The organism is Chitinophaga sp. sic0106 (genome assembly GCF_019219075.1).
Taxonomy (GTDB): Bacteria; Bacteroidota; Bacteroidia; order Chitinophagales; family Chitinophagaceae; genus Chitinophaga.
In genome coordinates this window covers 349,742-373,204 of sequence record NZ_JAHUWJ010000002.1, presented here as the reverse complement: position 1 = coordinate 373,204, position 23,463 = coordinate 349,742, and the positions used below count along the sequence as shown (strand labels likewise).

The window sequence follows — 23,463 nt, the reverse complement described above, 5'->3', positions numbered from 1 at the left end:
ATACTGCAATGAGAAACATCTTACTATGCGCAGCTGCAGCGGCATCCCTCGCTGCCTGCAACAACGGCAACAGCACGGGTAAAGGGACCGGCGTGGATAGTGCCGTCAACCAGGCATTTGCTACCTATCAGCAACATTTTATTGATGACCTCTGGAAAGAGAATCCGGGCTGGGCTACGAGCGTGGGATTTCATAAATACGACAGTGTGCTCATCGTACGCAATGAGGCCGCCACACAGGCTTCGCTGGCCTTCAGTGCCCGCCACCTCGATTCGTTGAAATCCTATAACCTGGACCAGCTCACCGACGCTAATAAAATCGATTATCATTTGATGGAGGATTATCTCAACTCCAATGTATGGTCGATCAAAGAACTGAAATCAAATGAATGGGACCCTTCTGAGTTCAATATCAGCGGCGGTTTCGCTACTATATTAAATGAAAACTATGCACCGCTGGAAAGCAGATTACGTAGTTTTTATGCGCGATTAATAAATGTTCCGGCTTATTACGAAGCTGCCAAAGCACAGGTGAAAGACCCTGTACCGGAATTGCAACAACTGGCAGTGATGCAGAATAACGGCGGTGCTTCCGTGTTTGATAAAGACTTTGTTGACTCTCTTAAAAACACCAGTTTTTCCGCCGAAGAAAAGAAAGCAATGGAGGCCAGCGCACAAGCCGCAGCTGCTGCCATGCGTGATTATGCCAAATGGCTCAGCGCCCTGAAACCTGCTAGCCCACGCAGTTTCCGCCTCGGCAAAACGCTGTATGACCAGAAGTTCCGGTATACAGTACAATCGTCCTACACTGCTGCACAGATTTACGACAGCGCCATCGTGCGTAAAAAATATGTGCATGGCGAAATGACAAAGATCAGCCGTGAACTCTGGCCGAAATATTTTGGTACTGCCCCAATGCCGGCTGATTCACTGGAATTGATCGGCCGTATGATTGATACCTTAAGTGTACAACATGTAAAACCGGAAGAATTCCAGTCTGCCATAGAAAAACAGATCCCTGAACTGGTGCAGTTCATTAAGGAAAAGGACCTGCTGTATCTTGATCCAAGCAAACCGCTGGTGGTGCGTAAAGAGCCCGCATATATGGCTGGCGTAGCCGGAGCTTCCATCAGTGCGCCTGGCCCTTATGACAAAGGCGGTAACACGTACTATAATGTAGGCAGTCTGGAAGGCTGGCCTGCAGCACAGGCAGAAAGCTACCTCCGTGAATATAACCATTACATCATGCAGATCCTGGATATCCACGAAGCGATTCCTGGCCACTATACACAACTGGTGTATTCCAATCAGTCGCCAAGTCTGATCAAATCTATCATGGGCAATGGTGCCATGATTGAAGGCTGGGCAGTGTATACCGAGCAAATGATGCTGGAAAGCGGCTATGGCAATAATGCGCCTGAGATGTGGCTGATGTGGTATAAATGGAACCTTCGTACGGTTTGCAATACCATCCTGGATTACAGCGTGCATGTAAATAACATGAGTAAGGAAGATGCGCTGCACCTGCTTACCAAAGAGGCCTTCCAGCAACAGGCGGAGGCAGAGGGCAAATGGCGCAGGGTAACTGTTTCCAGCGTACAGCTTACTTATTATTATACCGGATATAAGGAGATAATAGACCTGCGTGAAGCATATAAAAGGAAAATGGGCAACGAGTACAAACTGAAAACTTTCAATGAGAAGTTTCTGAGTTATGGTAGTGCGCCTGTGATGTATATCAGGCAGCTGATGTTACAATAATTATTTGGTCGATGCCTTCGGCATCGACTGGAGAGCCCCGTGCAGCGCACGGGGCTGCAACAAAAAGGCCGGAACTATTGGTTCCGGCCTTTTTGTGCTTACAGGGATATTATTTATTGAATTTACGTTGTTGCAGTAATTCAATCACGCGCGCCAGTTTTTTCGGATCGTGTACATATGGTGAAAGGTCGAACAGCTCTACTTTTCTGAATGCTACGGGATGACTTTCACTTTGCAGCGAGATAGAACCTGCTGTTAAAAGTTTACCATCCACTTTCACTTTTGGATCGTAGTTACTTACGTTGCCGCCGCCGATTTGCGGTTTATTATAGGTTATCACGGTATCAATGCCGGCGATGTGGTGAATTACCGAATCACCCAACACCAATGCCTCTGCGTGTACCCATTGGTCGCCTGCGTAAGTTTTAGACACGGAACTGATACAATGGTCTTTGATCAGTTTCTTGTTCATGACCACGTTGGTACCGGGTGTACACAGATTCCCCGTGGTGCGCGGATCGGTACCATTACCTCCCAGCAGTTGCTCTTCCAGGGAGATAGGGAAGTCCTGATCTTTACCCATGGTGCTGGCAGGCTGACCATGCAGCATGATACCGCTGTTGCGGTAAGCCCAGCCGGGGCCGCCTTTTACCTGGTCGCCGGTGAAATGATAATCCACTACAATCAGATATGCGCTATAAGGTTTTTTATAGAAGATGTGGCCGTATTGTTCGTCAAATTCCTTGTACTGGTCATAGCTGACCGTGAGTTCACCGTTTACAACACGGAAGGTATTGCCAACATTATCATTGAGGTCATGCCCTTTGATCTTTACATCCCAGCCTTTGAGATCCTTGCCATTAAACATTTTCACCCATTTATTAGGTGCAATGTCCTTTTCAGTTTGGGCATAGCCGCTGACAGCGGAAAAAAGCAATAACGTGGTAATAAAATTTTTCATCTGTTCATAGTTTGTAATGGGTAAGATAGAAAAATTCCGGCTGACGTAGTGTGTAATATTTTGCGCAACGTACCCATCTTTCCACAAAAGATAGAAATTATGATATATCTAGTGTAATGCTTATCAAAATGTTAAATAATTGCAAGGTTTTGGTGGAGGTAATTTCAAACTATGCTTTATGATGAAAAATAACCAGTTGAATGGTCAGGCTCAGCCAGAAGCAGGACTACTATACAATAGTTCAAGTATTATTAATGTTAGTCCGGAAGGTCGTTTGGTGTCTATATTTTCAGGTGCGTGGCTATTGGGCTCCGCGATTAGCCGGGTCGATAAGAAACCGGTGAAGAGCTTGCTGAAACTGATTGGAGCGGGTTATTTACTGTACAGAGGAATATCGGGCAACAGCCTGTTTAACGGACTGACAGGAAAGCGTCAGCCGGACAAACATACCAGAGCGGTGAACATTCGTACGACGATTATGATTGACAATCCACGGGAGGAGGTGTATTATTTCTGGCGTCAGTTGAGTAATCTGCCGGTGTTTATGCGGCACTTGCAAACGGTGGAGGAGCATGATCCTCTGCATTCACATTGGGTGGTGAAAGGGCCGGGCGGCATCGGCACTTTGGAATGGGATGCTGAAATTGTGAAGGAATATCCGGGAGAGTTTCTGGGATGGAGATCATTACCCGGAAGCAGCATTGCTACAGCTGGCAGGGTTACTTTTATGGATATCCCCGGCGGGGGCACGGCAGTGGATGTAATGCTGACCTATAGGGCGCCTGCGGGCTACCTGGGCAGCGGGCTTGCATGGCTGTTGAATCCTGCCTTTGAGAACATGATCGTGAATGATATTAAGCGTTTTAAATATTTTATGGAAACCGGTGAAACGGCAAGTTAGACCTGTCATTTCATGTATAAAAGCAAACGACTGATGCAAGGTGCATCAGTCGTTTTTTATTTACCTATGAGGGTAGATTGTTTTGTATGATTTCAATCACACCTTCAGTGTGATAGTGGAGGGGCCGCGCTGCGCGCGGTGGGCTTACGCTGCGCTGTGGGTTCAGATCCCGTTCTTATGATAAAGCCTCTTTCTTGAAATTATGGTAAGTATTCTTGGTTTCATTGATGAGCCTGAGTACTTTTTCACGAACATCATCGCTGAGGCCTGAAACCTCTTTTCCAAATACATCTTTCAGTTCATCGAGGTCACCGGCACCTTTACCTACGAGCTTATTTACTTTACGGCGCCATTTTCCGGCGGTGTATTTGATTTTGCCGCGAGTTCCTTCGCCACTGTCCGGGGCTGTTAATACACCTATAATTAAGCCGGCGGTAAGCCCGGCCAATGCTCCTGCTAAAAATTTCGTAGTAGACATAAACACTGGTTTTTATGGTTTAACAAATCATCACAGCACTTAGTTCAACAGTGCTGCACATGCAAATTTTCAAATATTAGGCCAAGAATGGCCCAATAGACTACATAGGCTGAATTAGTGATTCAATCAACATTAAAAACCGTTAAAATATATTTTTATTAAACCAGTAAGAACGTTTGCTCGTTGACGTTATACCTTTCGCCTGTGTATGGCATGATTAAAAGTTCTACAGCTCTCAGTTCAGTAACGGGAATTCATCGTCCAAAAAATATCAAATAATACAGCCGGAACAATATCAACGTTTTGACATCGTTCCGGCTATGTGGATAAGATAAGCGAGTAGATAATGGAATTTATAAAGTCAAACGGAGCAGTAAAATAATCAGGATTTTTTGTTTTTCAAAACTTTTTGAAAGAAACGAAAATAATAAATTAATTTAAAAAGTCCCGGCTCCGTTATCACCCGCTCCTACTCTGCTAATAATTTATCAATCAATCGGTTGAAATTGTATTTGAATTCTTCGTAATGTTCGCCGGTACCCGGACCGTTGAACCCGGTATGCACCTCACTTACGTTGCCTTTCTTGTCCACAAAAATTGTGGTAGGGAACCCTTTGATACCGGTGAGCTGTGGGAGCGTTTTAGCGGCCTTTTCCGGGTCACCTGGTGTAACGCCGGTAATCAGTACCGGATACTGCACATCGAAGCGTTTCAGGAAGCCGGAGAGGCTGTTTTTTGATTTTTGGAAGTCGTTGGTCCGTTCATAAGCGAGTCCAAGCACTTCTACACCACGGTCTTTGTTCTTTTTGTACCAATCGCTCAGGTAGCCGGTTTCATCCATGCAGTTAGGACACCAGGAGCCCATCAGTGTAATCACGACTACTTTATTTTTGAAGCGTTCATCCTTCAAACTCACCAGCTGGCTGTCCAGGTTCGGGAATGAAAAGGTAAGCGGGCCTGCACCGGGCTTAACAGTGGCCAGGGTGGTCTCATCCTGCAGTTTGGCGGAGTCGTCGCGGTAGGCGGTCCAGGACTCTTTACCATCACCAATCCCGGCAAAGAAGGTACCTTCTGTGATACTGTCGCCTCGAAGCAGCGCTGTAAAAAGGTAGGCATGGGAGCCGTCGAAGGTGGAGAGTTTAAGAGTATCCTTGTTCAGGACGCCATCCAGGAAGCGGTAGTCGCCCGTGGTCGTCAGGAACGTGCCTACAACGCGGTTGCCGGCTTCCTGTCGGAATTCGCCAATAGCATAGGAGGAATCATTTTTATCCTTACCTACAAACCAGGTGGACCAGCGGCCGGAGATTTTTCCTTCCGGGGCGGCTGATACCGGGAATCTTTCGGGTGTATCTGCGGTGGCGGTGAATGGAATGCTGACATCTTTATCTGCCAGGTGGCGGGCCCAGGCCCCCTCCAGCTTTCCCCCTTCCATTAATACGGCTTTGAAGTCCGAATCAAAGAAAGGCATCCTGATGAATACAGAGTCCCCCTGCTGCTTTACCTGATCTACCAGCAGGCGATCGTTTGCATTGAGGATGTACATTACTTTCTGACCGGCGGTGTCTTTCACTTCAAAGTTGAAGAGGATATCCGCCCCATCAGCGCGGTGCAGTTTAGCCTGCCACGTACCATTTTTCAATTCCTTTACGGCTGCCGTTTTACATGCGGCGAGGGATAGTCCTGCCATCAGGCAGATCCATAATTTCTTCATAGCAAAAACCTTAAGTAGTTATTTGTTGTAGTTTCTTTCTCCAAACAGCAGGCTGCCAATCCGTATCATAGTACTGCCTTCTTCGAGGGCAATATGATAGTCGGCGCTCATGCCGGTGGAGCGTTCTCTAAAGTTGTCCTGTTCGCTGAAATATTTATGCTTCACCGTATCGAAGATAGCTTTTACCTGCTGAAATTCTTTACGGATCTGTTGCTGATCATCGGTATTGGTGGCCATCGCCATAAGACCTGCGATACGCACGCCACCAAAGGTTTGCTGCTGCTGCTTCCAGGCATCCAGCAATTCATATAATTCGGTGGTATCCATACCGAATTTGGTTTCTTCTGCTGCAATGTGCAGTTGCAGCAGGCAGTTGATTGTTCTGTTATGCTTTAGCGCCTGTTTGTTGATTTCCACGAGGAGCCTGAAGCTGTCCACCGCATGGATGGTATGCACAAACGGGGCGATATATTTTACTTTGTTGGATTGGAGGTGACCAATAAAATGCCATTCGATATCGGCCGGGAGAACGGCTGCTTTGTCGGCCAGCTCCTGCACATAGTTTTCACCAAAGATGCGTTGGCCTTCCTGATAGAGCGCTTCAATATCTTCTGCGGGCTTGGTTTTCGAAACAGCTACCAGTCTTGCGTTGTAGGGTACCAATTCTGCGAGTACCTGTTTGTATGCGGTCAGATTAATTGCCATATGGCAAAAATAGGGAAAGTTTTGGTGGCGCCTTCGGCGCTTGTGCGGATCTTTGCTCACAAGGCAGCATAAGAATGCGTCAGCAGCCAATATTGTGTTTTGCTCACAAGGGAGCAAAGGATTGGATTCCGTTATAAATGCAAAGCCCCGGACAGATGCCGGGGCCTTGCATTCGATTTTTTCTGTATTCTTCAACTATGATAAAATAGATCTGGCAATAACGATGCGTTGTACTTCGGAAGTGCCTTCGTAGATCTGGGTAATTTTAGCGTCGCGCATCAGGCGTTCTACGTGGTATTCTTTTACGTAACCGTAGCCACCGTGTACCTGTACAGCTTCGGTGGTCACCCACATGGCCGTTTCAGAAGCGAATACTTTGGCCATGGAACCGCTGAGTGTGTAGTCGAGGTGGTGATCCTTTTCCCAGGCGGCCTTCAGGCAGAGCAGGCGACTGGCTTCAATTTTAGTGGCCATATCAGCCAGTTTGAACTGAATGGCCTGGTGCTGGCTGATCTCTTTACCGAAAGCTTTTCTTTCTTTGGAGTATTTGAGTGCCAGTTCATAAGCGCCGCTGGCGATACCGAGTGCCTGGGAGGCAATACCGATACGGCCTCCGGAGAGGGTTTTCATGGCGAATTTGAAACCGAAACCATCTTCCCCGATGCGGTTTTCCTTCGGCACTTTCACGTCCTGGAACATGATGCTGTGTGTATCACTGCCACGGATACCCAGTTTATTTTCCTTAGGTCCTATGGATACGCCGGGGCTATCCTTCTCCACAATAAAAGCATTGATACCCTTGCTACCCTTTTCCGGGTGCGTTTGGGCAATCACCAGGTAGGTACTGGCGGAATTACCGTTGGTAATCCAGTTTTTAGTACCATTCAGGAGATAATAATCTCCCTTATCTTCAGCGGTAGTACGCTGGGAGGTAGCATCAGAACCAGCTTCCGGCTCACTGAGCAGGAAGGCACCGATCACTTCTCCTTTGGCCAGCGGTACCAGATATTTTTGTTTCTGTTCCTCGGAGCCGAATGTTTCCAGTCCCCAGCAAACCAGGGAATTGTTTACACTCATTACCACAGAGGCAGAGGCATCGACTTTAGAAATTTCTTCCATGGCAATTACATAGGAAATGGTGTCCAGTCCGGCACCGCCGTATTTAGGACTCACCATCATCCCAAGAAAGCCCAGTTCTCCCAGCATTTTAATCTGTTCTTTAGGGAAAATCTGTTTTTCATCTCTTTCTATTACTCCCGGCAAAAGCTCATTCACTGCGAAGTCGCGTGCTGCTTTGCGTATCATGAGATGTTCTTCTGTGAGCTGATAATCCATTAATTGTTGTTGTTTTAGTGTGATAGACACAAATTATCCATAAATCAGGAGCTAAAAAAATGCATGGCGGAAAATTCAAACTTGTATACCATATGCAGAAATTTATTGAACAAATCGCTGTAATAATGCAGGGGTTGTTGGATATAGTCTATTTTAAACGATTTGTTTTAAAGGCGGCAAATGTCAGCTGCTTTGCCTGTTCAGGTAAAATCCATTAGCTTGCCAACTGGCATATTCCCTTTTTATGAAGAATATCAAAATAATAGAAGTAAAATCTGAGATAGGTGCAGGAACGCGCGGTGCGAGTTTAGGCGTGGATGCCATCAAAATTGCCGCCCTGGATTTCATGAGCAACTTCTTTGTTCACTTTCCTACAGAAGCCATAGAAACTGAGAACAAACTGCTGTTTGAACCCATTGAATCCCCTTACGCCAAAAGAATTAAAGGTACGCTGGCCATGTATGAGCGTATCAGTAAGAGTGTATGCGAAACCGTTAAGGCCAACTGGTTCCCCGTGGTGCTTTCCGGTGATCACAGCACTGCCGGTGCTACTATCGCGGGACTAAAACTGGCACATCCCAAATCCAAGCTGGGAGTGATCTGGATTGATGCCCATGCCGACCTGCATACCCCTTATACCACGCCTTCAGGCAACATGCACGGTATGCCGCTGGCTACCGCCATTGCAGAAGATAACATCGATTGTAAGGTGCATGAAATTGATGAGCAGACGTCTAACATGTGGAAAGCCCTTAAAAACATAGGTAAAATAGCACCTAAGGTTTTACCGGAAGACATTGTATTCATTTCGCTGCGCGACTACGAAAAGGAGGAAGACTACCTGATCAAACAGTACGGCATGAAGGTGTTTACCACCAGTGAAGTACGGCGTAAAGGACCTGAAGCCATCTCCAGGTCAGTGTTTCGCTACCTGAGTGATTGTGACTACATCTATGTTTCGTTTGACGTGGATAGTCTGGATTCCTCTATATCAAAAGGCACAGGCACGCCGGTGAGCAATGGACTGAGAGAACGTGAAGCAGAGGACCTGATCAGTAAGTTTATGCAACACCGTAAGATCTGTTGTTTTGAGATTACGGAGGTGAATCCGACGCTGGATCGTGAGAACCTGATGGCGGAGATTGCGTTCAATATTTTGCAGCGGAGTGTGAATGTGCTGATGATGAATTAGCCGGTGAATTACCTTATCATTTAATTTATCCGGTAGTACGCCATGAGCCAGCCAGTAACATCACTATAGGAGCGGATTCCACGGCGCTGTTTATTCGCTTTAAGGTATTGATCATAAAACATGGCGCTATATTCATCTGCCTTGCCTTCATATTTGCTGTAAAACTCCACTATGAACCGGTAATCTTCCTTTATACCGGGTACGGTTCTCTCCCATACATTCTTTGCCAGCGTGGAATCGCGGTGGCCGAGCTGGCGCACGCTATATAGAAACATTTCCAGGTTGGCGGCATAACGGAAACGGTTATCCGCAGCGTTGGAGGCGGTAAGGTAGCCTACGAAGTTGGCATCTTCTTCCGGTGCGTAACCAAGCTGGTGGGCGATTTCGTGACAGGTGATAAAAGGCTGGAGCACCGGTGGGGCTTCCGTATTTACCTGTGCTTCGTTGGTCCAGGGGTTCAGGTAGCCGGTAACACCGAGGTAATTGAGCCAGTTGCCAAACAGGGCGGGCTTAATACTAGGGCGCTTATACCGGAAGGCGGGCCAGCGGGTGGCGGCGGTATCATATGCTTGTATGGCTCTTTTGAATACAGGTACGGTGCTGGGGTCCGACATGATAACATTAAGCGTATCACCGGTGAGGGCTTTTTCCCGGTTTACCAGTTGCAGGAGTGTGTCTGACAGCTGGTAGAGCTGTTGGGTGTCGTAGTCGCCTGTAATGAGCCCGGTATCGCGCTGTAGCGGCTTTCGGTCGTAGTTAAGCCCCCATAGTACCAGGAAGGCGAGGTATAAGCCCAGGAGGGCGTGGATGCCTTTCAGGAGGTGGTAACCTGCATCTGCCCATGCCAGCTGGATGAGTTTATAACATAGTTTTAACAAATAAAATATTCCTGTTATAATCCAGGCGACATAAATTACGTCGCCAACACTGAAGGGCACTATACCTGTGATTTGTCTAAAAGCTGCGCTGGTCCACTTATACCACATATGAAAGTAAAATTCTTCGAAGCGGTAACTCCAGGCCATTAATCCTTTTAACAACAGTATAGCCGCAAGTGTTAGTACAATACGGAGAACCTTTATTCTAAACTTGGTTTTTAATTCCATACAATAAGGATCATGATAGATGAATCTTTACAAATATTGCTTGGCGGAGCTATATCTGAAAAACTGCAACTAAAAGTACACATTAATGAGGCAAAAAGCATCAATGGCGGGGATATTAATAAAACATTCCGTATAGGCACTAACGAAGGATATTTCTTTTTGAAGTTAAATAATGCAGCGTTGTATCCGGACCTGTTTCAGCAGGAGTATGCCGGGTTGACGGAGTTGCGCAATGCGCAGGCCCTTACTGTGCCTAAGCCGCTGGCTTATGGCGAGACGGCGGGTAAAACTTTTTTGTTACTTGAAAATATTAATAAGGGCACGGCGATCGGGGATTTCTGGGAGAATTTTGCGGCGGGACTGAGTAAGCAGCATTTGCGTACCAATCCACATTTTGGTTATATGAGTCCCAACTACATAGGCACTTTAAAACAATATAACACTCCTTATAACAGCTGGCCGGTATTTTACGCTTTTAACAGGCTGATGCCGCTCACAAAACTGGCGTATGACAGGGGCATCATAGAAGCGGGTACTGTAAAGCAGGTAGAGCGTTTATGCAAGCAGTTGCCACAGATTTTTCCTGCGGAGAAGCCGGCTTTATTGCATGGCGACTTATGGTCCGGCAATTTCATGATCGGACCGGAGGGGCGGGCATGTGTGTATGACCCGTCGGTATATTACGGGCACAGGGAGGTGGATCTGGCGATGACCAGGTTATTTGGTGGGTTCGACACCCGGTTTTACTATGCCTATCAATCTATCTATCCTTTAGCGCCGGGCTGGCAGCAGCGGATCGGGGTATGTCAGCTCTATCCTTTGCTGGTGCATACGATTTTGTTTGGTGGCAGTTATTATAGTAGTGTCAGGGAGGTGTTGGCTGCTTACTGATGTTTACCGGAGGCCATTGGCTTCAATGAATCTGCGCATTTTTTCATATTCTTCATTTACTACAGGGTAGTATTTATTCATTTCGGCTACTATTTCGTTGTATAGTCTGGTAATTTCTGTTTTACGCTGGTCCTGATCGGTCACAAGCAGGCCTTCCAGTACCTGAATTTTTTCGGTGATCCAGGTGAGGCCTACCATGGCGAAGTTAGGCTTGAGTTTATGCAGGTTAAACTTCATGGTGGTCCAGTCGTCCTTTGCCAGCAGGTCGCCTATTTTACCGATTTCATCGCGGATAATGCGGATAAAGATTTCGAAGAGGTCGGCGGCATAGGATATATTATTTTCATACAGTCCGTTGAGGAACTGTACATTCAGGTCGGGATTAAAATCATAGCCGCTTATATTCTGCACTTCTTCCATTATTAATTCTGTTTCGTCTTCGTTTAGATATTTATTGAACACCTGTAATAGCTGATCCGGTGTATATGGTTTGATGAGTATGTCGGTTATGCCGGCTGCGCGGGCCATGTTGGCGGTACTTTCCATGGCAACGGCGGTAGTGGCGATAACGGGTGTTGCTACGTTGGGCAGGTCTTCGTTGGCTCTTATTTTCTGGGCCAGTTCGAGTCCGTTCATGCCGGGGATTCGGATATCCATGAGTATGAGGTCGTACTGTCGTGATTCCAGGAAATAGGAAGCATCGGGTCCGTTGGTAGCAACGTTATAATTGATTTTGTATTTCTGCAACAGGCTCATGATGTAGCGGAGGTTCATCTGGTTATCTTCCACTACCAGGATCCTGGCGTTTTCGAATGTTCGTTGTTTGAGTACGGTACCGGGTTTGCGGCTGCCGGCTGCCAGTGGTTTACCGGTATCGATGAAGGGGAGTTTGAAGCAGAATACCGTTTGAAATCCGGTCATTTCTTCTACTGCGATGGTACCTCCCTGCAGTTCTACCAGTTGTTTGGCGATGGCCAGTCCCAGCCCTGTGCCTCCGTATTGTTCACGTATATCTCCTTCTGCCTGTTTATAGTTCAGAAAAATATGTTCCAGTTTATCTTTCCTGATGCCTATACCGGTATCGCATATACGAAAGCTGATCCATGATTTATGATTAAGCCAGCTTTCCTGATGGATGCGGATAGCTATTTCTCCTTCCGTTGTGAACTTCTCTGCATTACCTAACAAATTGAGTAGTATTTGGTTCAGGAGCATATTATCTCCAATGAGCCAGGTATTGATGGCAGGATCGAGTTCGGTGGTAATTTTTACGGGTCGGCGGCCTAGTTTCAGTTCAAAGGTATGTCGCAGGGATTGTATCAGTTCCCTCAGATTGAATTCCCGTTGATTTACCTGGAATTCCCCTGCTTCGATGCGGGAAATATCGAGAATATCACTGACAATACCCAGCAGTATGCCGGAGGAGTGTTTCAGGAGGTTAATATATTCCTTTTGCTGGGCATCGAGGTTGGTTTCTTCCAGGAGGTGTGCCATCCCGATGATAGCGTTGAGGGGGGTACGGATTTCGTGGCTCATGCTGGCGAGGAATTCCTTTTGGGCCTGCCGGGCTTCTTCGGCGGATCGGCGGGCGTTTTCGAGGTCCTGTTGCAGCAGTTTCTGGCGGGTGATATCCATGTGAACAGCGGCGCCGCCAATGATCTGACCGGCCTGGTCATACACGTTGGTGGAGCTGCACACGACCCATTTGCGGGAGCCGTCTTTGAGTACTACTTCCAGGTCGTACAGGAGTGGTACGTTATGATCGAGCCTTCGTTTGCGAAGGGCTTTGGCGTAGAGTTTCTTTTCGGCGGGCACGAATACTTCCGTGAGGTTTTTGCCGATGAGTTCTTCTTCCCTGTAGCCTGACAGGCGGCAGAAGCTTTCATAAACGCGGGTGATATTGCCTTCCAGGTCTGTTTCGCACATGGCGGCATTGAGATTATTGAGGACGGTGCGGAACTTCTGTTCATTGAGGCGGATAGCTTCCTGCACGCTGTTGCGGCGGGTAACATCCACTATCTGCCAGATGCAGCCTACGAATCGGTCGCCCTGAAATACCGGCAGGTGGGTTACTTCTCTGAACTGGCCGTTCAGGAAGGGTAGTTCCCATCCGAACCAGGGTTTTTTATCTTTCCGGAGAATCCGGAGCTGTTTATGGAAAGCTGCCGGGTTGGCCAGCATGGGAGTCAGTGCGGTGATCATGCCGGTATAAGAGTCCCCAATCTGGATGAGGTTGCCGGTATGTTGCTGCAGGATATCATTGATCCAGATGCAGCGGTACTGTTCGTTAGTCACCAGTATTCCCGCGTTATTATGCTGGAGCCAGGCGGTGATGGGCATGGAAAATAAGTCGGCGGCGCCGTTGTTGACGTTACCGGCTACGGGAGCACTGTTTTTCTTTGCTTCTTTTCCTATGGACTTCATCGTTTGATGGAATAGGGGGACTAAGGGTTTTCAATATTTACTGACAATGCGAAAATGGCGCTGGAATACTGGTAGAAAAGATTACCTTTGTAATTCGCGCTGGTCCGCAGGGACAGCAATATGGTTGATATTTTATTACTATATAAATATATATTAAATATAATATCAATAGTGAACAAATTTAGGAAATTTTTGCAATTGCAAATATTTAATTACCTTTGCATCCCTCTAAAAGTGAGGATATGGATATGAAACCACACCGCGATTTTGAAATAGCCTTTGTAGGATTAAAACCCGGGGTGCACACATTTCAGTACGAGGTGGATGAGAGTTTCTTTGAGAACTACGATGGTCCGAGGGACTTTAGTAATTGCAAAGCGACGGTGAATTTGAATCTTGACAAGAAGAGCAACTTCTTCATGTTGAAGTTTGAGATAGGTGGCACTGCTACTGTTAATTGTGACAGATGTGGAGAGCCTTTTGAACTACAGCTCTGGGATGATTTCAACCATGTGGTAAAACTGGTGGACAATCCAGAGGAAATGAACGAGTCGGAGGAAGATCCGGATGTATCGTATATATCGAGGACGGAATCACATTTGAATGTGTCTGATCTGATTTATGAGTTTATACATTTGAGCATTCCGATGCAGCACATTCACCCGGATACTGCCGATGGCAAGAGCGGGTGCAATCCAAAGGTGATAGAAATGCTGGAACGTATGAACCAGCAGGCAAAAGAAAACGATAACCCAATCTGGAAAGGGTTGGATAAATTTAAGGACAATTAAAAATTAAATAAAATGCCAAATCCTAAACGCAGACATTCTCAGCAAAGATCAGCAAAGAGAAGAACGCATTATAAGGCGGTAGCGGATACATTAAGCACAGACAGCGCAACCGGAGAAGTGCACCTGAGACACCGTGCTCATTGGGTAGAAAACAAACTGTACTACAAAGGAAAAGTAGTGTTGGAAAAACAGGGCGCTGCTAAATAATAATTTTTACTAATTTTACCCGAGCTAACAAGAACAAACTTGAGTTACATGAGAATCGGGCTTGATATGATGGGTGGCGACTTCGCTCCCACAGAAGCAGTAAAAGGAGTAAAATTATATTTAGATACAGTTGCATCTGATGTGCATCTCGTATTGATTGGAGATGAGCAACAGCTCACGCCACTTCTTGCTGATGCACAGCTGGACCAATCAAAATATTCAGTTGTTCATTCATCTCAGGTTATTGGGATGAATGAACACCCTACCAAGGCACTGAAAGAGAAGCCCCAAGCTTCTATCTCAATTGGTTTCCATCTTTTAAAGAATGAAAAGGTAGATGCTTTCATCAGCGCTGGTAATACCGGAGCGATGATGGTAGGTACCTATTATTCTATTAAAGGCATTGAAGGGGTGCAACGTCCTACGATTTCTACTCTTGTTCCCCGCGAAGACGGCTCATACGGAGTGCTGCTCGATGTGGGTATCAACGCCGACTGCAAACCAGAAAACCTGGCACAATTTGCCATCCTAGGCTCCCTATATTCCCAGAACATCCTGAATGTTCCCAACCCTAAAGTTGGATTACTGAATATTGGGGAAGAAGAAGGAAAGGGCAACTTGCTCGCTCAGGCCACTTATCCGCTATTAAAAGAAAACAAACAAATCAATTTCGTCGGAAATATCGAAGGTAGAGATATCTTCAGCAATAAAGCCGATGTAATTGTTTGTGAAGGCTTCACCGGAAATATCATTCTTAAAATGGCCGAGTCAATCCATGAAATCACGCACAGACGTGGTATCAATGACGAGTACATTAGTAAGTTTGATTCCGAGACCTACGGTGGTACCCCGGTTCTGGGTGTTTCCAAACCTGTAATTATCGGTCATGGTATTTCTCAGGCACTCGCCTTTAAAAACATGATTCTGCTCGCACAGCAGATGCTACAATCTAAACTGTTGGAAAAGATTACTGCCAGCTTTAGTACTAAAGAAGCGTAATCCTGCTCATAACTTATTCAGAAAGCCTTCGCTTGCGCGAAGGCTTTCTTGTTTTTATCCCTTTTTCACCAGTGCCTTCGGCACTGGTGAAAAAGGGATGTGGGCGCGGGGTGCGCCCACATCCCTTTGCAATTTATGAGCGCATAAGGCATGTGTTATTGAATGAACGGTGAATCATTGGAGAATGTAGCAACACAGGCGCTGACATCTCCCTAAATTATTACCACAGTACAACGGAACAATACTATAACACAAGGCTGACATCTCCCTGAATTATTACGCCTCATACAGTGTCATTTTTACGTAAAACGTAGTGCCCTCATTTAACTTGGTTTCAAACCAGATTTCACCGCGCATCTGCTCCACAATATTCTTGCACATCGCCAGCCCCAGACCGGTACCGGAGGATTTGGTGGTGAAATTAGGCACAAATATTTTCGACTGGACTTCCGGACTAATACCATCCCCGTTATCCGCCACGCTGACGATCACATAGCGATCATCCGTGCGCTGGAAACGCACCATTACTCTCCCCTCCCGCCCTTCCGGGATCGCCTGTGTAGCATTTTGCAGCAAGTTGGTGAACAGGCGGTTCATCTGGGTTTTATCAGCATATACATAATAATCCGTGGATGGTTCCTGGTAGATCACCGTACAATGCTCATGGCCCTGGTATAAGCCGGTGAGGGAATGCAGGACCTCATTGACCTGCACCACTTCATTGGAAGGCTCACCTATACGGGCAAACGCAGAGAAATCCGACGCAATGTTGGCCAGGTGTTCAATCTGCTCTACGAGGGTGTTGGCCACATTTTTCGACAGCTCCTTTACATTAGGCCGGTCATCAGCAATGGCGCGTTGCAGGTACTGAATGCTCAGCTTCATGGGCGTTAGCGGATTCTTGATCTCATGCGCCACCTGCCTTGCCATCTCCCTCCAGGCTCCCTCACGCTCACTCTTAGCCAATCTTGCCGCACTCACTTCCAGTTTCCTTACCATCTTATTATATTCTTTTACCAACGCCCCAATTTCATCATCCTTATCCCAGTCAATTTCATCATTTCGCTGGCCCAGGTTAACGTGACGCAGCTTTTCAGTGACGAGCGAGAAAGAACGTGTAATCGAATTCGTTATCAGCAGGGCGATAATACCCGCGATCAGGAAGATGAAAGCATTGAAAGTAATCAGCGCCACCAGGAAGCTGGAGATCTGCTGCTTTAACTCCGTTTGCGTGGCAAAGTAGGGAACGTTCAGATAAGCAAAAACTTCTCCTGCATCATTTCTTAAAGGAACATATCCGGAAAGAAAAGCCATTGTACCAATTTGCTCATACTGGATAAACTGTATCAGCTGCTCATTGTATAGCTGATAATAGCCCAGGGGATTCATTTTCCGGGAAATCAGCCCCTTCTCCACCATCAATGGCTGGGTAGTGATTTGCAGATTCCCGTCACGGTCATAAACGTTGAGGTCCATCGCACGATCATCCGCAATGTTGGCCAGCGAATTACTCAACTGCACCAATAAATGCGAATCGTATATATCGCCCACCTGGTCGTGTGTTTCCTGGTTATCAAACACTTTTTCCACGTCGGTGGCTACCTCTCCCATGGCTTTGCTCAGCTTTTCCTTATTCTGTAATTCCGAGCGGTAAATAAAAAACTTGATTGTGGTTAAACCCAGGATCACGAAGGAAAATACGACGATGAAAATGATGGTGCCATGGACTTTTCTGCGGATACTGATTTTCACCAATGTACGCAGATTGCTGATGCGCATACGTGCTTTGATCAGCAGGTCAAATACTTTATAGATAACGATGATCAGCAGGAAAAGGCAGAACATGCAGGCAAACAAAGCAATGAATTCTGTAAACGACCTGCTCTCCTTTACCACCAGCACTACCTTATCGGCTGTAGCCTTGTACACCAGCTCCGAATGCCCCCTTACCCAGCGTAACGCCACATCTGTGGCCGGCAGATCGGATGCGTACAAACGTATAGGGAACGGAAAATCGTTGAAGTTACTTACCAGAATACCTTTATCATAAACGGCATAGGAATACGCAGAAGCGTTTTCCCTGGTGGCATCTGATACATCGCCTTCTACCAGGAGTTCCGGATAAATTCTGTCGGAAGCGGATACTTTAGGGGTGATCACGTAGAGCAACCAACCTACACCTGCGTGATCTACCGGACTATAAAATTCCTTCTTCCCGATATAACTATATTGTTTAAAACTCTTTTCGTAATAATAAAGATCGTTACCTCCCTGCAGTACCGGTGCGGCTTCCGGATCATACAACATCCGTCTGTTAAAGGATATCAGGGAGATGGTATCGGAAGCATAGATGGGGTCCCCGTTTTCATCGTAAGGATAAAAGGTGATATTGAACCTGCTCAGGTAGCCCTGGAAGTATTTCTGCAGTAAATCATTTTCCAGTTCCGACTTATGCGGCACCGATTCCCGGTGGTCGAAGAAACTTTGCAGGTATTCGTCGCGCTCCATTTTTTTGCCGACATCGTTGAGCAGAATTTCCAGGTAAGGGTCCTTCTGTTTCGAGAGATTTTTGGCAATATTGAGGCGGGTAGACACTTCTTTCTGATTGTTATAGTACACGATGGTACCTGAAGTGGTAACTGTGAGCAGGAACAGCCAGAAGAGGAAAGGTACGGTGGCTACGGTGCTTTCGAACCTGTCGGCAATGAAGTCGAGCAACACGATATACAACAGCAGCCATATCACCATGGTGACGGTGAAAGGCACGTCGGGATTATGCAGCCGGAAAAGAATCCAGAGTATACCTACTGCTGCCAGCCATATGTATTTGGTACGGTAGCGGAAGTTGGTGAGCTCATTGAGCAGGTAGTTGATGATCTGCGAAAAAAACAAAAAGCTGAATGAGATAAAACCCAGTACCACAAAGCCTATGACGCTGTATTCATTCAGACTGAAAAAGTTGGTTACATCAAAAGAGATGCGGGAATCGATTACCAGACTCTGGATGAGGTCAGCCAGAAATTGCTCTACGATGTATAGCAGGAGGCTCGCTACGATGATGACCAGGCTTTGCATCCAGCGTTTTTTAATCACTGGCGGGTTGATGGTTTTCACGTGTTCGCGGAAGAACACAATGAGCCAGAACACGAGGATGACGTTGATGGCCAGGTCGCCCAGGGAGCGGAATATTTCATCTTTTGCGTAGATGCTCGGATCGAAGATATTGAGGCTACGCATGTTAAACGGAAACGCATATACGTAGCTAAGCACGCGAAGTCCAAACACCACTACAAACAGTACCAGAAAGGCGTATAGCGGATTGGAATTTTTTGCCAGCTGGGTCACAAACAGGTTCAGGAATATGAGCACACAGATACTTCCGAGCACCCGGAATATTACGCTGAACAGGTTGGGAGGCCTGCTGTGGAAGGTTTTGTTATAGTCGAGATAAAAGAGCGTTTTATTACTACTGTTTACTACCGGCAATACTATATGCTCATTGGACATGTAGTTATGCGGGAAGATATGGATCTGATATTCTGCACCCAGCGCGGGTTTATCAAAAAAGTGATTAACGAGATAATGGTTTTGCAGGGCATATTCCATGCGTACGGGGATCAGCCCTACTACTCTGCGGGTATGCCCTTCGGGTGCCCTGATGTTTCTGACAACGACGTCGTAATAGCCATTTTTCAACTTCAGGAAATACTCACCACTGCGCCATTGTGCGGGGAGGTCGTCCAGCTGTACGAGGTTGGTACTCCAGAAGGCCAGCCACGCCCCCTCGACTACGGAGGAATCGTACGCAAACACATGGAAATCGCGTTTGCTCAGCTTTTCCACTGCTTTTTCCGTATAAGAGCGGGAGAACAGTGCATTTACGGTAGAAGTATCCAGCAGGAAGGCATTGAAATCTTTTTCTCTTTCGCGTATACTTTTTTCCAGGCTGTGTTGTACGCCTTGCGGAGAGGAGTAGTACGACCAGTAGTTGCTGAACAGGAAAGCGAAGGTAAACAGCCATGCCGCTACGATCAGCAGGTAGCCATGCCGCAGGAAAAATAAGCGTATTTCTTTAGCGTCGATCAATGGGAGTATAGTTTGGGCTTATGCTTTTTCTTGCGCTTTGACTTCGTTCCAGAGCGCATCCATTTCCGTCAGGGACATGTCGTTGAGTTGTTTGCCTTGTTGAAGGGCCATCGTTTCCATTTCCTGGAAGCGGCGCTGAAACTTTTTATTCGTGCGTTCCAGGGCATTTTCTGCGTCCACCTTCAGGAAGCGGGAATAGTTGACCAGTGAGAACATCACATCTCCGAATTCGGCTTCGATATGATCCTGGTTACCGGCACCGATGGCTTCTTCCAGTTCTGCGAGTTCTTCTTTTATTTTATCCATTACCTGGCTGTTATTTTCCCATTCGAAGCCGGTTTGTTTGGCTTTTTCCTGGATACGCATGGCTTTAACCAATGCGGGCAAGGCTTTGGGCACACCTCCGAGGACAGATTTTTTCCCCTCTTTGAGTTTCAGTTTCTCCCAGTTTTGTTTTACCTCTTCTTCATCTTCGACTTTAACATCACCATAGATATGCGGGTGCCGGTGAATAAGTTTTTCACAGACGCCGTTAATGACGTCGTTGATATCGAATTGTTGTTGTTCTGCACCTATTTTAGCATAGAAAACCATGTGGAGCATGAGGTCGCCCAGTTCTTCCTTAATGGCCTGCCAGTTTTCGTCTGTGATAGCATCTGCGAGTTCATAGGTTTCTTCTATGGTCAGCTGCCGGAGGGTTTGAATGGTTTGTTTTTTATCCCAGGGGCATTTTTCCCGCAGATCGTCCATGATCTTCAAAAGTCTGTCGAAAGTAGCGTTGTTTTCCATATGCCGTAAAAGTAGTTAAAAATGTGCATCAGGGAGGGCTGAGACAGCAATATCCATGCTAAAAACTGTTAATTTCTTTTTCTTGGGAAAAAGGCCTTTTTAATTACATTTGCGAGCTACAATTAAGCGATTGTTTTTTTTGCTACAGTCATGCGACAAGTACCTGTAGTATTGAAATACATCCCAAAATGAATTAACATGAATTCGAAACACATTGCACTGATTTCATCCGAATTAGGTATCTCGGCCAGGCAGGCGGAGAACACTATGAACCTGTTATCTGAAGGATCAACGGTACCATTCATTTCACGTTACCGAAAAGAGGTAACGGGGAGTCTGGATGAGGTGCAGATTGGCCGGATAGAGGACTTACAGAAGCGCTACAAAGAGGTGGATGAGCGTCGTGATTTTATTATCAAGACGATCACAGAACAGGAAAAAATGACCCCTGAGCTGTTGGGAAAAATTGAATCTACCTGGGTACTGGCTGAGCTGGAGGACATTTATCTGCCTTACAAACCGAAACGTAAAACCCGTGCCACTGTGGCGATTGAAAAAGGACTGGAGCCGCTGGCCCATTTACTTTTTGATCAGCAGGATGGTGATGTGTCGGCAGCAGAGCAATTCCTGAATGAGCAGGTAGCCACTTCTGACGAGGCGCTGAAGGGTGCGAGGGATATTATTGCGGAGTGGATCAATGAAAATGCCGAGTGCAGGGACAAGCTGCGTAAGCTTTTCACCCATACCGGCAAGCTGACATCCAAAGTGGTGGAAGGCAAAGAGGAAGAGGGCAATAAATACAAGGATTATTTTGAGTTTGCTGAAGATTTAAAGGAGATGCCATCCCATCGGGTGCTGGCGATCCTCCGTGCTGAATCTGAAGGTATATTATTCAGTTCCATTGCGCCTGTTGAGGAAGATGCCATGGACATCCTGAGCAAGCAGTTTGTTACCGGAAAAGGTGCTGCTGCTGAGCAGGTAGGAAAAGCGGCCGCTGATGCTTACAAGCGTTTGTTGCGTCCTTCCCTGGAAAATGAATTCCGTGCGGGAGCCAAAGACAAAGCGGATGCAGAGGCGATTGATGTATTTGCCGAGAACCTGCGCCAGTTGCTGCTGGCGGCACCACTGGGGCCTAAAGCAGTTATTGCCATTGACCCGGGTTACAGAACCGGTTGTAAAGTGGTAGCGTTGGATAACCAGGGCAACATGCTGGATCATGATGTGATTTTCCCGCTGGAAAAGAACTATAAGAGAGATGATGCCGAGGCGCTGCTCCAGAAATGGGTGAAAAAGTATGATACTGCTGCCATTGCAGTGGGTAATGGTACCGCAGGCCGTGAGACAGAAGAATTTGTGAAAAAACTGGATTTTGGCCAGAAAATCAACGTTTTCATGGTAAATGAAAGCGGTGCATCTGTTTATTCTGCTTCTGAGGTAGCTCGTGAAGAGTTCCCGGATCAGGATGTAACGGTGCGTGGTGCTGTTTCCATTGGCCGCAGGCTGATAGATCCGTTGGCGGAACTGGTGAAGATTGATCCTAAGTCCATCGGGGTAGGTCAGTATCAGCATGATGTCAACCAGTCGCATTTGAAACAGAGTCTTGACCGTGTGGTGGTTAGCTGCGTAAACAACGTGGGTGTGAACCTGAACACCGCTTCCAAGCACCTGCTGGCTTACATTTCCGGCTTGGGACCTTCCCTGGCCGACAACATCGTTAAATACAGAAAAGAAAACGGCGCTTTCAAAAACCGCAAGGAGCTGAAGAAAGTGCACCGTTTGGGCGATAAGGCTTTTGAGCAGTGCGCGGGCTTCCTGCGTATTGAAAATGGTGACAATCCGCTGGATAACAGCGCCGTGCATCCTGAGCGTTATCCGCTTGTAGAGGAAATTGCGAGCAGGCAGCAACTGAAGGTGCAGGATTTGATGGGTAAGGAAGATCTGCGCAAGCAAATTAACCTGAAGGACTTCATCAAGGAAGATGTGGGTATGGTAACGCTGGAAGACATCCTGAAGGAGCTGGCTAAGCCTAGCCGTGACCCTCGTGATGAGATCAGCATTTTCGAGTATGCCGAGGGTATTCACAAGATTGAAGATGTGAAGCCGGGCATGGTATTACCAGGTGTGGTTACCAACATCACTGCGTTTGGTGCGTTTGTGGATATTGGGGTTAAACAGGATGGTTTGGTGCATATATCCCACCTTTCCAACAAGTTCATCAGCAACCCTAATGAGGCGGTAAAACTGAACCAGAAGGTACAGGTAACGGTACTGGAGGTGGATGCGATGCGCAAGCGTATTTCGTTGTCGATGAAAGACAATGAAAAAGGCGGCGGTGGCAGCAGCCAGGGACATCAGGGACACCAGGGCGGTGGCCAGCGGAAGGAAAGGAAAGACAAGCCTGCGCAGAAGGAGGCGCCGCTGAACGACTTCCAGGCGAAGCTGGCAGCGTTGAAGAATAAGTTCAATTAATCGTCTTTTTTATAATAAAGCCCCCTTTTCCGGCATTTCTGTGGAAAAGGGGGCTTTTTGTATGTGGTAAGTTAAGGTTGGGAGCGTTTGAATTTGGTCATCCAGGTACGTAGTTGTTTGGGGTAATGGGTATCTCCTTTTTCGCTGAAGATGTGGAGTTTATGGTGTACTGCCAATCCCACGTAGATGATATCGTCGTCCATATCAACGGCGATGGCAGCGGCGTCTGACTGTCGCCCGCCGGGTTGGTAGCCTTCATCGAACAGGACGTTATCTTCGATTTCGAGTGGCGGGGTGACTTTAAATCTTTCAAGGAATTCCTCGTGGTTTTTGGGTCCGAGGAGTTTGGCCATTCTGGATTTAAGTGGCTCTTTATTGAGGAGGTCTGCGTCTTCCGGGTATTGTCCTTCCATGGTGGCGAAGGAGGTCCAGGAGCTGACGATTTCGGCGTGTATGGTATCTGATACCGTTTTCATGGTATCTAATTCCGGTGGGGTGAGGTCATCAGCCAGCACGATGGCGCGCACCTGTTGCACGCGGCTGTTACAGGCTTGTTGGGTAACGATTCCGCAGAGGCCTATTGTCAGGAGCAACAGCCGAACGGTAAGAGGATGTTCGTTTTGCATAAGTTGATAGTTTCCAATGCCAAACAGGTACC

At 46.9% G+C, this 23,463-nt stretch carries 18 protein-coding genes; 8 read left to right on the top strand and 10 right to left on the bottom strand.

The window, feature by feature from the left end:
* The first annotated feature begins 8 nt into the window (after positions 1 to 8).
* Entirely contained in the window at positions 9 to 1,760 is a 1,752-nt protein-coding gene (locus KW844_RS04275) for a DUF885 domain-containing protein (protein WP_218375472.1), read from the top strand.
* Positions 1,761 to 1,869: 109 nt separating this feature from the next.
* Here the strand turns inward: KW844_RS04275 and KW844_RS04270 are convergent, their stop codons facing one another.
* On the bottom strand, positions 1,870 to 2,721 hold the full coding sequence (locus tag KW844_RS04270; RefSeq protein ID WP_218375471.1) for a DUF1080 domain-containing protein: 852 nt from the start codon (positions 2,719 to 2,721) through the stop codon (positions 1,870 to 1,872).
* A gap of 178 nt (positions 2,722 to 2,899) precedes the next feature.
* On the opposite strand from KW844_RS04270, the gene KW844_RS04265 reads away from it, so the two are divergent.
* Positions 2,900 to 3,622 carry an SRPBCC family protein gene (locus tag KW844_RS04265; protein WP_218375470.1) on the top strand — a complete coding sequence of 241 codons (723 nt, stop codon included), beginning with the start codon at positions 2,900 to 2,902 and terminating at the stop codon, positions 3,620 to 3,622.
* A gap of 175 nt (positions 3,623 to 3,797) precedes the next feature.
* On the opposite strand, the gene KW844_RS04260 is transcribed toward KW844_RS04265, so the two are convergent.
* The 4 genes from KW844_RS04260 to KW844_RS04245 form a co-directional block, all read right to left on the bottom strand.
* A complete protein-coding gene (locus KW844_RS04260; RefSeq protein WP_218375469.1) occupies positions 3,798 to 4,100 on the bottom strand; it encodes a YtxH domain-containing protein in 303 nt (100 codons plus the stop codon).
* 469 nt (positions 4,101 to 4,569) lie between these two features.
* Positions 4,570 to 5,811, bottom strand: a complete 1,242-nt coding sequence (locus KW844_RS04255; RefSeq protein ID WP_218375468.1) for a TlpA disulfide reductase family protein — start codon at positions 5,809 to 5,811, stop codon at positions 4,570 to 4,572.
* A gap of 18 nt (positions 5,812 to 5,829) precedes the next feature.
* Positions 5,830 to 6,516, bottom strand: a complete 687-nt coding sequence (locus tag KW844_RS04250) for a YggS family pyridoxal phosphate-dependent enzyme (RefSeq protein ID WP_218375467.1) — start codon at positions 6,514 to 6,516, stop codon at positions 5,830 to 5,832.
* A 195-nt stretch (positions 6,517 to 6,711) separates the two neighbouring features.
* A complete protein-coding gene (locus KW844_RS04245) occupies positions 6,712 to 7,851 on the bottom strand; it encodes an acyl-CoA dehydrogenase (RefSeq protein WP_073079227.1) in 1,140 nt (379 codons plus the stop codon).
* 244 nt (positions 7,852 to 8,095) lie between these two features.
* Here KW844_RS04245 and KW844_RS04240 point away from each other — a divergent pair, with 244 nt between their 5' ends.
* A complete protein-coding gene (locus tag KW844_RS04240; RefSeq protein WP_073079229.1) occupies positions 8,096 to 9,043 on the top strand; it encodes an arginase in 948 nt (315 codons plus the stop codon).
* 20 nt (positions 9,044 to 9,063) lie between these two features.
* Here KW844_RS04240 and KW844_RS04235 read toward each other — a convergent pair whose 3' ends face one another.
* Positions 9,064 to 10,029, bottom strand: coding sequence for a DUF3810 domain-containing protein (locus tag KW844_RS04235; protein WP_255578222.1), 966 nt, complete (start codon positions 10,027 to 10,029; stop codon positions 9,064 to 9,066).
* Positions 10,030 to 10,161: 132 nt separating this feature from the next.
* Here KW844_RS04235 and KW844_RS04230 point away from each other — a divergent pair, with 132 nt between their 5' ends.
* Positions 10,162 to 11,040 (top strand): fructosamine kinase family protein, encoded by an 879-nt coding sequence (locus KW844_RS04230; RefSeq protein WP_218375465.1) that lies wholly within the window; start codon positions 10,162 to 10,164, stop codon positions 11,038 to 11,040.
* Between the two features lie 3 nt (positions 11,041 to 11,043).
* Here the strand turns inward: KW844_RS04230 and KW844_RS04225 are convergent, their stop codons facing one another.
* On the bottom strand, positions 11,044 to 13,464 hold the full coding sequence (locus tag KW844_RS04225; RefSeq protein WP_218375464.1) for a response regulator: 2,421 nt from the start codon (positions 13,462 to 13,464) through the stop codon (positions 11,044 to 11,046).
* A 242-nt stretch (positions 13,465 to 13,706) separates the two neighbouring features.
* Between KW844_RS04225 and KW844_RS04220 the strand changes: the two genes are divergently transcribed.
* From KW844_RS04220 to plsX, 3 genes are read left to right on the top strand one after another with little or no spacing between them, the layout of a single operon-like run.
* Positions 13,707 to 14,255: a DUF177 domain-containing protein gene (locus KW844_RS04220; RefSeq protein ID WP_255578209.1), complete on the top strand. Its 549-nt coding sequence runs from the start codon at positions 13,707 to 13,709 to the stop codon at positions 14,253 to 14,255.
* 12 nt (positions 14,256 to 14,267) lie between these two features.
* A complete protein-coding gene (gene rpmF / locus KW844_RS04215; protein WP_218375463.1) occupies positions 14,268 to 14,462 on the top strand; it encodes a 50S ribosomal protein L32 in 195 nt (64 codons plus the stop codon).
* A 48-nt stretch (positions 14,463 to 14,510) separates the two neighbouring features.
* Positions 14,511 to 15,461 carry a phosphate acyltransferase PlsX gene (gene plsX, locus KW844_RS04210; RefSeq protein WP_218375462.1) on the top strand — a complete coding sequence of 317 codons (951 nt, stop codon included), beginning with the start codon at positions 14,511 to 14,513 and terminating at the stop codon, positions 15,459 to 15,461.
* A 276-nt stretch (positions 15,462 to 15,737) separates the two neighbouring features.
* Here plsX and KW844_RS04205 read toward each other — a convergent pair whose 3' ends face one another.
* Entirely contained in the window at positions 15,738 to 19,547 is a 3,810-nt protein-coding gene (locus tag KW844_RS04205) for a HAMP domain-containing sensor histidine kinase (RefSeq protein ID WP_218375461.1), read from the bottom strand.
* Between the two features lie 18 nt (positions 19,548 to 19,565).
* Complete coding sequence (gene mazG / locus KW844_RS04200; RefSeq protein ID WP_218375460.1) at positions 19,566 to 20,336, bottom strand: nucleoside triphosphate pyrophosphohydrolase; 771 nt, start codon at positions 20,334 to 20,336, stop codon at positions 19,566 to 19,568.
* 198 nt (positions 20,337 to 20,534) lie between these two features.
* Here mazG and KW844_RS04195 point away from each other — a divergent pair, with 198 nt between their 5' ends.
* On the top strand, positions 20,535 to 22,805 hold the full coding sequence (locus KW844_RS04195; protein WP_218375459.1) for a Tex family protein: 2,271 nt from the start codon (positions 20,535 to 20,537) through the stop codon (positions 22,803 to 22,805).
* A gap of 71 nt (positions 22,806 to 22,876) precedes the next feature.
* On the opposite strand, the gene KW844_RS04190 is transcribed toward KW844_RS04195, so the two are convergent.
* The gene (locus tag KW844_RS04190) at positions 22,877 to 23,431 is read right to left on the bottom strand and encodes a hypothetical protein (protein WP_218375458.1); all 555 of its coding nucleotides are present in this window, start codon (positions 23,429 to 23,431) and stop codon (positions 22,877 to 22,879) included.
* Between the last annotated feature and the right edge of the window lie 32 nt (positions 23,432 to 23,463).